Genomic DNA, 12,348 nt, shown 5'->3' with positions numbered 1-12,348 from the left:
ATTTTAATAAGATCTTGCAAAAACAGCAACTTGTGTAGTTTTTTCTTTATTATTTATTGCAAGTGATTGATTTTTTTCATGATAAAGAAGTCTTATTGTTGCTCCAGTTTCTTTTTTTATTTTATCTTCTAAATTAGAATCTTCAAATCAATAACAATAACAAACTCTTTTATCATCAATATTTTTTTTCAATTCATCCAAATTTTTAATTCAAATCTTTTTGTTTTCAAAATTAAGTAAAGCTTTTTCTAGGATATTTTTATCATTTAATTTTAAAAAATTAAAAATATTTTTATTATCTAAATCAACTAATTTTATTTCTCTTTTTTTATTTTCTGTTCTTAATTTTAAAATGATTTTTTTATTTGAAATTTCTTTTTTTCCAATTTCAAAAATAATTGGAACACCTTTTATTTCTCAATTTTTAATTCTATAACCAAATGATTGATTACTATCATCAATTTTTACTCTAAATTTATTTCTTAATTTTAAATACAATTTTTTAATAAAAGAATTTAAATCATTATCATTTTTTTTATCAGTAATTTTAATTATTACAATTTGAAATGGAGCAATCTTAGAAGGTAAAACAAGACCATTATCATCAGAATGAGTCATTATTATTCCTCCAATAAGTCTTGTTGAAGTACCCCAAGAAGTTTGAAACGGATAAAAAAAATCATTTTTTTCATTTTGAATTTTAAAATTAATTGATTTTGCAAAATTATCACCAAGATAATGTGATGTTGCACTTTGCAAAGCTTGTCCATCTTTTAAAATTGTTTCTTGTGTATAAGAATTAATAGCTCCAGCAAATCTTTCATTCGCACTTTTTTCTCCACTTATAACCGGAAGTAATAAAGAATCTTTTAAAAATTTCTGATAAATATTGTGTATTATGAAAGCGAATTTTCTTGCTTCTTTTTCGTTATTATGAACTGTATGACCTTCTTGTCAGTAAAATTCAGAATTTCTAAGAAAGGGACGTGTATTATTCTCTCAACGAACAACATTTACTCATTGATTTAATTTTATTGGTAATTGTGTATAGGTTTTAATTGTTTTTTTAAAATAATCACTAAATAACATTTCTGATGTTGGTCTTATAACATTAAAATCATTTAATTTTTTATTTCCTATTTGTGTTATTACTAAAACTTCTGGTGCAAATCCCTCAATATGATTTTTTTCTTTATCTAATAATGATTTTGGGAAAATTAAAGGAAATTTAACTTCTTCAATTCCTTCTTTATTAAATTCTTCTGTTAAATTTTTAATTATTAAATCTCATATCTTAAATGAATAAGGGCGAAAATACATTGTTCCTTTTGTTGGACCATAAATAATTAATTCTGCTTTAAAAATTATATCGTTATATCATTTTATCGGATCTTTTATAAATGGTGTAATTATATCATTATCTTTTTTCATATTTTTATCCAAATTTTCCTAATACATAATCATGTGTTCTTTTCTGAATGGGATTTTTAAATAGTTTTTCAGTAGGAGCAAATTCAATTAATTTTCCTTGGTAAAAAAAGGCTGTATAATCAGATATGCGAATAGCCTGTTGCATTGAATGTGTAACCATTATTATTGTATAATCTTTTTTTAAATTTAATAATAAATTCTCAATTTTAGAAGCTGCAATAGGGTCTAGTGCAGATGTTGGTTCATCCATAAGTAAAATTTCAGGATTATTTGCAATTGATCTTGCAATACATAATCTTTGTTGCTGTCCTCCCGAAAGAGAAGTTCCATTTTCTTTTAAATTTTCTTTTACTTCATTTCAAAGAGCTGCTTTTTCAAGTGAATCTTGAACAATTTGATTAAGTAAAGATTTATTTTTAATTCCATTTATCTTTGGTCCATAGGAAACATTTTTGTAAATTGAAATTGGAAAGGGATTTGGTTTCTGAAAAATCATCCCAACCCTTGTTCTTAATTCTGTTAATTCTAATTTATCATAATTATTTTTAATTGACTTTAATTTAAAAATATCATATTCTCCATTTAATAAAATTTCACCTTCACTTTTAAAATTAGAAATTTCATCATTTATACGATTCAAGGTTCTTAAAAAAGTTGATTTACCACAACCAGATGGACCAATAATTGCAATGATTTTTTTACGGGGAATTTCAATATTTACATTGAACAAAGCTTTTTTTGTTCCATAATAAACATTTAAATCTTTTACAACAAAGGCCATTTCTTCTATTATTTTTTTTTCTTTTTTTACTAAAACATTATTTGCTTTTTTAATTAATCCAATAAATTTATTAAGATCATGTTCTTGTATTTTTAAATTAATATCAATCTTATTATTTTTTTGTTTTAATTTTGCTGTTTTAATAGATATTTTATTTTCTTTACATTTGTTTATTTTTTTAATTCTTTTTTTAATTTTCTTTATTTCTTTATTATTTTTATAATTTAAACTATAAAAAGCAGATAATGGTTTTTTTTCTCTTTTAAAAATTTTTATTTTATTTTTAATTTGATTTATTTCAAAAGATTTTTTTTCAATTTCTTTTTTATATTTAGAAAGATTATTTTTGTCCTCTAATAAATCTTGTAAATCTAAAATTTTTTCTTTATTTTTTAAAAGATTAGTTTTCAATTTTAAAATTTTTTGATCTATTTTGTCAAGATTTTTTTGTAATTTTTTTTCTAAATTAAATATTTCTAATTCTTTTAATTCCAAATTTTTAAGAACTTTAGCTTCTATATTTATCTTATTTTTCAGTAAATTATTTTTTACTTTAAAATCATTTAAATTTTCTATTTTTTTATTTAAAAGTTCCTTAAAATTTTGATAGGTGGTTGATTTCATTATTTTTAATTTCAAAAAAATTATAAATAATAATTTATAAAATTAAATTTTTTTTATATCAATATCCTTATAATTTCTCTTAATATCTAAAAGATTCAAATATTTTTCATTTAAATTTTCTTCTTCTATTTGATTATTTTCAAAATTATCAAGATAATTTTGTGTAATAAATACTATTTTTGGAATAATTATTAAAATTGTATCTAGTGAGAATCAAAAATTATCTTGCAAAAGATATATTTCAAAAAATTCCCAATTTATTTTTTTAATTTCTAATTCATTTTTGACTAAATAATCATAACTATTTGTAAGAAGAAAAGAATGAATATCAATTTTTGATTTTTCAAAATAATTTATAAAATTTGTAAATGTTGATAATGATAGTAAAATTAAATAATCTTTTATTTTCTTATCCTTAATTGTTGATAATAATGATTTAAAAAAAATATTTGTCATTTCATATTTTTTAAAAACAGTATAATTATTAATTTCTTCGACATTTTTATTTAAAAAATTAATTGAAATAATTACGATACTTTTATTTACAAAATAATTATCTTTTACTTCAATATTTACACCATCTTTTTTTGAATAATCGTAATTAATAATTTGATTGGCATATCTAATTATTTCTTGATAATTATTTATTTTATTTAATCGATTATTATCAAAAAATTTTTGAATTTGACAAAAAGCATAATCAAGCATTATTTTTTCATTTTTAATTATTTTTGAACTTGCAATTTCAAAACCAGAAAAATCAAAATTTATTTTCATTTTTTCTTGAAAGCGATATTTTATTAAATTAAATTTTTCAATGTAGTAATTATTAATTATTAATTCATTCTTGCTATTTAATGATCTTGTTAAAAAATAAATATTACTTAAATTATCAAGATAAAAATCAACATCTTCATATTCCCGAAAAAAGGCTTTTAACCCTCAAGATAAAAATTTATTATAAAGATTATTTGTTGTTGCTAATGTTAAATCCTTAATTATTGATAAATTATAATCATATTTGCTATTTTTTATTTTTTCATAAAAATTTTGAAAAATTTGATAATCTGTTAATTTTTCTTCTTTATAAATTTTTGTTTTATGGATATAATTTTGAAAATTATTATTTTTTGTTCGATATCCATAAGACATTATTGTAATCTGATTTTTTATAGAGTCAAATTTTGATATTTTTAAAACTCCAAAATAACCAAATTCTGAAATCAGTGATTTTGAAAAAAATGTATATTGATTATTTATAAATTTTTTTACTTTATTTTTGATAATTAAATTTCTGTTTTTTTGTTCTTTATTTAGAAGTAAAAGAATAAATGAATTAAAAGATTTATTTTTTGAAAAATCCAATATTTTTAATCTTTTAAATAAATTAATAAAATCAAAATTATTTCTGACATTTTTATCATCTGTTGTTGTTACAATCATTCGATTTAAATCTATTAAAATTGAAGCATTAAATTTTTCAATATATGAAATTTGCTTCTTTTCTCCTTTTATAAAATGTATTCTTATTAGAACTATTAAAGCAAAAATAATAAGAATGATTAAGATTATTAGAAAAATTCAAGAAAACATAATTTTTTAAATTATATATTTTTAGTCTTTTTTTAATAAAAATTGATGTTCAATAAGAATTTCTTTTATCCCATGATTTTTATCAAAAGCAACTGTAACAAAAATATCATCAGCTTTTATTACAACCCCTTCTCCAAAACTTTGATGATAAACAATATCTCCTGCCTGTAAATTTGATTTATCATTGCTATATCCTTTTTTTATAAAGTTTTTTTGATAATTTTGAAATTTACTAAATGATTTATCTTTTTTTTGATCAATTAAATTAAATGGATAATTAAATTCATAAATAAAACGAGAAGGTTTTCAAGGATTCATATAAAAATCCGTACCATAAAAATAAGCAAGATAAAGATATTTTTTCGCTCTTGTAATTCCAACATATGCTATTCTTCTCTCTTCTTCGATTTTACTATCATAAATTGAACGATTAGAAGGAATTATATTTTCATTAAATCCAACAAAAAATACAGCTTCAAATTCTAATCCTTTTGATGCATGAACTGTAATTAAAGTTAAATTATTTACAAGAGATTTAGTATCAGTAGAAGAAAATAAAGCACAATTTTTTAAAAAATCATAAAGATCATCAATTAAGGAATCTTTTCTTTTAAATTGTTCAGCAATTAATTCAATTAATGATTGTATATTTTTAACTTTTTCTTCTGAAAAATTTTTATAAAAATTAAAAAAACCTATATTATTTAAATATTTTTCAATTAAATTTGGAAAATATTTAAATGATTCAATTTTAGGAATTTCTTCTAATATTTTTTTAGTTTCATCTATAAATAATTGCAATTTTTTTGGAATATTTATTAAATTTTTTTCTAAGCCTTTTCAAATTGTAATTTTTTTTAAATTTGCTTCATTTTCTAATTTAGAAAAAGTTTTATCTCCAATTCCGCGACTTGGTATATTTATTATAAGAGATAATGAATAATTATCTTTCAATAATAAAAATCGCAAAAAATTAAGTGTTTCCTTTACTTCTTTTCTTTCAAAAAAACGAAAACCACCTACAACAATATAATTTATTCCACGATTTATTAATTCTATTTCATATTCCCTTGAAATATAATTTGAACGATAAATTATTGCAATTTCTTCTAGTGGAATATTTTTTTCTCGATGCAAAAAAATAATTTCATCTATTACTTTTTTTGCTTCTAATTCTTTTGATTTCCCAATAATAAGATTAATTTTTTTATCTTCTTTATTAAAAGGATTATTATCAAAACTGACTCTTTTTTTATTATTTGAAATTAAATTATTTGCAATCTTTAAAATAGATTTAGTAGATCGATAATTTGTATTTAAAATGATTGTTTTTACATTTTTATAATCTTTTTCAAATAAAAAAATGAGATCAATATTTGCTCCTCTTCAAGAATAAATATTTTGATCAGGATCTCCTACAATCATAATTTTAGAATTAATATTTGTAATAGATTTTAAAATTTGATATTGATAGGAATCAATATCTTGAAATTCATCTACTAAAATATATTCATATTTTTTTCTTCATTTATTTCTAATTTCTTCGTTTTTTTCAAGAATTTCTTTTGAAAAAATGATTAAATCATCAAAATCTAATGCTGAAATTTCTTTTTTATAATTTTGATATTTATCAAATAATTTTGCAATTTTTCTTAAATATTGATTATCATTTGAAATTTTTTCTTCTGGATTAAATCTTAATTTATGAAAAATATTAATTAAATCATTTAGGTCAATTGAATTATTTGCAATAAATTCTTCATCTTTAAAATGCTTTTTGATTAATGATTTTTGATCTTGTCCATCTAAAATAAAATAATTATTTGATAAATTTAAACTATTTGCTTCTAATCTTAAAAAATGAAAAGCAAAAGAATGATATGTATATACTGAATTGAAATTATCTATTCCTATTAAATTTTTAATTCTTTCAGTAATTTCATTTGCTGCCTTATTTGTAAAAGTAACAACTAGAATTTTTTTTGGATTTATTTTTTTAACTTTAATTAGATATTCTATTTTCGCAATAATTGTTCTTGTTTTTCCTGATCCGGGTCCAGCAATTACTCTTAATGGTCCCTCAAGATAATTTACAATTTCTTGTTGCTTTTGATTTAAATCCATATCTTAAATTTAAGGTTTTTCCTCTTTTTTATTTTCTGAATTTTTTTTCTCATTATCTTTTTCAATTTTTTTATCTTTTTCTTTTTTAGAAGAATTGAATGGAGATAATGAGTCATTTGAATCTTCTTTTTTATTAATATTTATTTTTTCTTCCTCTTCTGAATTAACTTTATAAATATTTAATAATTTTTGATAACGATCTTGAGCTTGTTCTTCAGATATAATTGTTTTCAAATCAACAACAGCTGTTTTTGCTAAATCATCATGTAAACCTCTTTTTTGAGTATTTGTTCCTGCTGTGATTCAAACAATAATAACACTAATGAAAAATAATCAACCAATTACCATTCCAGTAATTGCAAGTCCCATTTGTCATCCCTCTATTATATATTCTTTTCCGTCTATTCCAGAAATATAAAATCCTTCACCTCAAACATTAATTATAAAATCAATCTGTCCTGAAGGATCTTTTCCAGGAATTTGATTTGCAACATCAGTAAAGACTTTATGATCGTTTCACAAACTAAAATAAAGAGATTCTGAAACTACAGGATTAAATCCAACAATTAAAAAGAAAATTGTTGGAATTACAAGTAAAATACCTAAAAAGCTTTCTCTAATTAAAAAAGATAAAATATTATTTTTTTCTCTAAAATAAAGAGGAGTAATTTTTAAAAATTTTTTCCCAAGAGATTGACCAATATTTTTAAAATTTAAAAGAGGAATCAAAATAAAAAATAAAAAAAATGATGCAAAGGAAACAGATAATCCAATCATTATTTGTGTATCATAAGGGTCAACAAAATTATTATTAGAAAATTTTGCATAGTAAATAGATAACAAAATAAAAGGTACTATTCAAGCTAAAAGAAAATCTATTAACCTTGCAAAAATTCTTTTAGTAATTGTAGCTGGATAAATTACTTTATTATCTCCTATTTTAATATAAGACATTTTTACTTTATTTTGATTTAAAGGATCTATATTTTCTTTGTTATTCATATTTCTTTCTTTAAAAAATTAATTAGAATTTTTCCTAATTATATAACATTTATAAGTATTAATTAACAAAAAGGCAACTGTAAGAGGACCAATTCCTCCTTTTGCTGGAATAATTCATGAAGCTTTTTTGATTAATTTTTCTTCATTTATATCACCAATAATTTTTCCGTCTTCTTTTACTAATCCAATATTAACTAGACCTACATTTTTTTTGACCATTTTTCTATTGTTTATAATATTTTTATCGCCAGTAGCAGATATTATAATATCTGCTTTTTTTGTATATTTTTTTAAATCTTTAATTTTATTACCAACTGAAGTAACAATTGCATTTTTATTTAAAAGCATTTTTATAATTGGTTTTCCAGCAATTTCTCCTCTTCCGATTACTAAAATAGATTTATTTTCAAAAGAAATATTATTATTTTCAAGAAGATAAAAAGTCGCCATTGCTGTGGGTGGAACTAATTCTAATTGATTTAAATCTAATTGACCTTTAATAAAAGGATTAAAACCGTCTACATCTTTTCAAGGAACAATTGCTTGTGAAATTAATTTTAAATCAATTTTTTTTGGAAGTGGTAATTGAATAATTATTCCATCTACAGTTTTATCTTTATTTAATTTTTCAATATTTTTAATTAAATCATAATTTTCAATATTTTCTGATAATTTTATTATTTCAAAATTTATCCCTACATTTTTTGCTTGAATTTTTTTTAAATCTAAATATAAATTTGATTCTTCTACAGAACCTACTTGAATTGCTACTAATTTTAAATTTAATTTATCTTTTATAATTGTTTCTTTTAAATCATTCAATAATTTATCTGCTAATTTATTACCTTCTAATATTTTTCCATTCATTATGTCTCCATTAGTAAATTAGGTTTTACATCATCTGTAAGTTTTACTTCTTTAATATTCTTTTTACTTTTGAAAAAAAGATTTCCAATCATTGCTGCATTATCGACAGCATATATTTTTTTAGGAATATAAGAATAAATTTGATTCATTTTTTTGATATTTTGTCTTAAATATCTATTTGCACTTACTCCGCCACCAATTATTAAATATTTTAAATTATATTTTATAATTGCTTTTTTTATCTTTATAATCAATTGTTCAATTGCAACATTTTGAAAGGAACTTAATAATTCTTCTTTATTTTCATATTTATGATTTAAAACTCATGATTTTAAACCCGAATAAGAAAAATCAAATCCTTCCAAATTTGTAATAGGAGCATTAAAAAAATTACGATTATTATTTTCAAAAGCTATTTTGTCTATTATTGGACCACCCGGATATTCAAATCCCAACATTCTTGCAACTTTATCATAAACTTCTCCGATTGCATCATCTCTTGTAGATCCAATTATTTCAAAATTATGATTTTTTTTAATTGCAATAATTGTATGTCCTCCCGAAATAATTAAAGTAATTGCTTTATTTGGTATTTTATTTATTGATTCATTTATAAAAGGAGAATATGCATGTCCTATTAAATGATTAGCTTTAAAGCATTTAATATTTAAAGCATAAGCTAAACTTTTAGCTACTAAAAACCCAACTTGTAATGTATTTATTAAGCCTGGACCTTCTGTTACTATTATTGAATCAAGATCTTTTAAATTTAAAGAACAATCTTTTAAGGCTTCAATAATTAAATTAAAAATATTTTTTGAATGTAATCTTGCTGCAAGCTCAGGAATTATTCCACCAAATTTATTATGATTTTCTATTTGAGAATGGGTAATTTGAGAAATAACTATATCATTACGCAAAATAGCAATTGATGTATCATCGCAAGATGTTTCAATTGCCATTACAACTTTTTTATCTATTTTTTGATCCATTTAAAACTCCAATTTTCCTGGTGTTCTTGGGAATGGTAAAACATCGCGAATATTTTCTACTCCTGTAATAAACATAATTAATCTTTCAAAACCAATTCCAAATCCTGAAGATTTAGCATATCCATATTTTCTTAAATCTAAATATCAATTTAATTCTTTTAATTCCAGTTTTTTTTCTTTTATTATATTAATTAATTTTTCATAATTATCTTCTCTTTGAGATCCTCCAATTAATTCACCAATTTTTGGAACTAATAAATCAAATCCCCGAACTGTTTTATTATCATTATTTTTATACATATAGAAAGAACTATTTTTATATGGATAATCATAAATATAAATCGGTCCTTTTTCATAAATTTCAGCAAGATATTTTTCATGTTCAGTTGATAATTCATCACCAAAATTAAATTTATCATTTAGAAAAATTTTATCTTTTAATTTACCTTCTTTTAAAATATTAAGTGCTTCTTCATATTTTATTTTATTAAATTTTTTTTTAATTATATTTTGTAAATTTTCTATTAAATTAGTTTTAAAATAATTTTCTAAAAATTTTAATTCTTCTAAATAATTATTTAATATTTTTTTTGCTATAAACTTTAAAAGATTCTCCCCTAAATCCATAGCTTTAAAATAATCAGCAAAAGCTATTTCTGGTTCTATCATTCAAAATTCATTTGCGTGTCTTGGAGTATTTGATTTTTCTGCACGAAAAGTTGGACCAAAAGTATAAGTTTTTTTTAAACTTTGAGTATATGATTCTTCTTGCAATTGTCCTGAAACTGTTAATGTTCCTTGACTATTAAAAAAGGATTGATTATTTTTTGTTTTTACAAAAAAAGTTTCGCCTGCTCCTTCAGCATCATTTTTTGTAATTATTGGTGTATGAATATAATAAAACTCATTTTTCATAAAATACAAATGAATTAATTGACTACAATAAGATCTAATTTTCATTATTGATTGAAACAACTTAGTTCTAATTCTTAAATGAGATTGTAATCTTAAAAATTCTAAGGTATGATCTTTTTTTCCTAGAGGAAATTTTGAATCAGAAAAACTAAAATATTCAATTTTAAAAGGCCAGAATTCATATTTTTCTTTTTTAATATTAAAAATAATTTTTCCTTTTAAAGTAAAAGCAGAATAAAGAGGAGCTTTAAATAAAAGATTAAAATCTTTTTTATTTAATAATTCTTCTTTACAAACAATTTGAATTCCATTTAAATTTGAACCATCATATAGATCAATAAAGACAATTTTTTTTGAAGATCTATTAAATCTAACTCAACCTGAAATTTCTAATTCTTTATTTATATTTTTCTTTTGTAATGCTTCTTTTATTTCCATTTTATTAATCCTTATAATTTAATTAACAAAATCATTTGCATAAAATAAATTTATTTTTACTAAATTATCTACCTTTTTAAATTTGTTTTTAATCAATTTTTCTTCTAAAACTTTTTTGTTAAATTCTTTATAACCATTAACAATATTAAAATCTTCTTTTGTTTGTAAAACATCTATTATTCTTCCTGAATTTCTTTGATTTTTTTTCATAAAATCATGCAAATAATATTTTTGCTTACTTAATTTTATTAAAACAAATCTTTTATTTTCATTTTTTAATAAATCATAATTTGTAATATAATTAAAATCAAAAGTTGGAAAAACTAAGTTAAAACTATTAATAATATTTAAAGCTACTTTTGTTCCTGTAAAAGAACCAGGACCAATTGTAAAATAATATCCTTTAATATCTTTAAGAGAAATTTTATTTTTATTTAAAAATATATGTAAATAATTCAAGGATTGATTTACAACATCATTATTATTTTTTTTGGACTCAAAAAAAACCACTTTATTATTTTCAATTATTGCAATATTAAAATACTCACCAGCAGTATCTAAAAATAATTTTTTCATTAATTTCCTTTTAATTTTCATTTAATATTTCTTTTTTGATTTTTTTGTACAGTAATATTCACTTTTAAAAAATTCTTTATATCTTTTAAAAGTAAATTATCACCCCATTCAATTACAACATAATTATCAACTAAATCTTCTGCAATTAAAGCATTAAATTCATTAATTGATAATTGTTTTTTAGTTGCAAAATAAAGATCATAATGAACTAAATTTTTATAAGTTTTTTTTATAGAAAAAGTAGGAGAATTTACAATATCAGAAATACCCAATTCCTTAGCAATACCTTTTACCAAGACTGTTTTACCTGAACCGATTTCGCCAATTATAATAATTAATTTATTTTCAGGAAAATTAACTATTAAATCTTTTCCGATTTTTTCTGTTTCAAATTCATTATTTGCAATTGCTTTATTAATCATTTTATTAATAATTAAAAATAAAAAAATGGGGCGAGTGAAGGGAATCGAACCCTCGAAATGTCGGAACCACAATCCGATGCGTTAACCACTTCGCCACACTCGCCATAACTTAACTTAATAAGTTTTAACATATAAAATTATAACATAACTAATTGTTATGATTAGTTTGAAGATTTTTTTCTTCAATTTTTTTATTGCGCAAATAAGTTGAAGAAATAAAAGGTGTTCTGCTTAAATAAAGAACATCACAATTCTTATCTAAATAATCAAATTTTCCTTTTCAATCAGAACCCATAATAAAACAATCTATTTTATATTTTTTAACATCTTCTATTTTTTGTTCTCAATTAACTTCTTTAATTACTTTTTTAATAGTAGGAGAACAATTTAAAACATTTTCACTTCTAACTATATAATTATCAAAAGCTTTTTTATTTTTTAGTTTATTAAATTGATCAGTTGAAATTGCTACAATTAAATTTTCACAATATTTATCTATTCTTTTAAATAGTCTTTTATGACCATAATGAAACAAATCAAATGTTCCATAAGTGATACAATTTTTATATTTTTTCATACAATT

At 20.8% G+C, this 12,348-nt stretch carries 11 protein-coding genes and 1 tRNA gene; all 12 read right to left on the bottom strand.

What is annotated here, in order from left to right; translation table 4 throughout:
- Positions 1-3: 3 nt before the first annotated feature.
- The 12 genes from proS to X271_RS00265 all read right to left on the bottom strand — a co-directional run bounded on the left by proS (position 4) and on the right by X271_RS00265 (position 12,342).
- On the bottom strand, positions 4-1,431 hold the full coding sequence (gene proS, locus X271_RS00320) for a proline--tRNA ligase (protein ID WP_025208482.1): 1,428 nt from the start codon (positions 1,429-1,431) through the stop codon (positions 4-6).
- A 4-nt stretch (positions 1,432-1,435) separates the two neighbouring features.
- Positions 1,436-2,836, bottom strand: coding sequence for a phosphate ABC transporter ATP-binding protein PstB (gene pstB / locus X271_RS03425; protein ID WP_200864064.1), 1,401 nt, complete (start codon positions 2,834-2,836; stop codon positions 1,436-1,438).
- A 42-nt stretch (positions 2,837-2,878) separates the two neighbouring features.
- Complete coding sequence (locus tag X271_RS00310; RefSeq protein ID WP_025208480.1) at positions 2,879-4,429, bottom strand: hypothetical protein; 1,551 nt, start codon at positions 4,427-4,429, stop codon at positions 2,879-2,881.
- Positions 4,430-4,450: 21 nt separating this feature from the next.
- Entirely contained in the window at positions 4,451-6,553 is a 2,103-nt protein-coding gene (locus X271_RS00305; RefSeq protein WP_025208479.1) for an ATP-dependent helicase, read from the bottom strand.
- A gap of 9 nt (positions 6,554-6,562) precedes the next feature.
- Positions 6,563-7,555 (bottom strand): RDD family protein, encoded by a 993-nt coding sequence (locus tag X271_RS00300; RefSeq protein WP_025208478.1) that lies wholly within the window; start codon positions 7,553-7,555, stop codon positions 6,563-6,565.
- Positions 7,556-7,573: 18 nt separating this feature from the next.
- Complete coding sequence (locus X271_RS00295; RefSeq protein WP_025208477.1) at positions 7,574-8,422, bottom strand: bifunctional 5,10-methylenetetrahydrofolate dehydrogenase/5,10-methenyltetrahydrofolate cyclohydrolase; 849 nt, start codon at positions 8,420-8,422, stop codon at positions 7,574-7,576.
- Positions 8,422-9,414: a tRNA (adenosine(37)-N6)-threonylcarbamoyltransferase complex transferase subunit TsaD gene (gene tsaD, locus X271_RS00290; RefSeq protein ID WP_038462210.1), complete on the bottom strand. Its 993-nt coding sequence runs from the start codon at positions 9,412-9,414 to the stop codon at positions 8,422-8,424. The genes X271_RS00295 and tsaD overlap by 1 nt, the downstream gene beginning before the upstream one ends.
- Positions 9,415-10,767 carry an asparagine--tRNA ligase gene (gene asnS, locus X271_RS00285; protein WP_038462208.1) on the bottom strand — a complete coding sequence of 451 codons (1,353 nt, stop codon included), beginning with the start codon at positions 10,765-10,767 and terminating at the stop codon, positions 9,415-9,417.
- An 18-nt stretch (positions 10,768-10,785) separates the two neighbouring features.
- The gene (locus tag X271_RS00280; RefSeq protein ID WP_128824160.1) at positions 10,786-11,343 is read right to left on the bottom strand and encodes a hypothetical protein; all 558 of its coding nucleotides are present in this window, start codon (positions 11,341-11,343) and stop codon (positions 10,786-10,788) included.
- Complete coding sequence (gene tsaE / locus X271_RS00275) at positions 11,343-11,765, bottom strand: tRNA (adenosine(37)-N6)-threonylcarbamoyltransferase complex ATPase subunit type 1 TsaE (protein ID WP_025208473.1); 423 nt, start codon at positions 11,763-11,765, stop codon at positions 11,343-11,345. Before tsaE ends, X271_RS00280 begins: the two co-directional genes overlap by 1 nt.
- A gap of 26 nt (positions 11,766-11,791) precedes the next feature.
- Positions 11,792-11,868: transfer RNA gene (locus tag X271_RS00270), tRNA-His, on the bottom strand.
- 45 nt (positions 11,869-11,913) lie between these two features.
- A complete protein-coding gene (locus X271_RS00265) occupies positions 11,914-12,342 on the bottom strand; it encodes an FAD synthase family protein (RefSeq protein ID WP_025208472.1) in 429 nt (142 codons plus the stop codon).
- Between the last annotated feature and the right edge of the window lie 6 nt (positions 12,343-12,348).

The organism is Candidatus Hepatoplasma crinochetorum Av (assembly GCF_000582535.1).
Classification (GTDB): Bacteria; Bacillota_I; Bacilli_A; order Mycoplasmatales; family Hepatoplasmataceae; genus Hepatoplasma; species Hepatoplasma crinochetorum.
The sequence above is the reverse complement of the archived record's forward strand: the minus strand, read 5'-3'. Positions and strand labels throughout refer to the sequence as shown.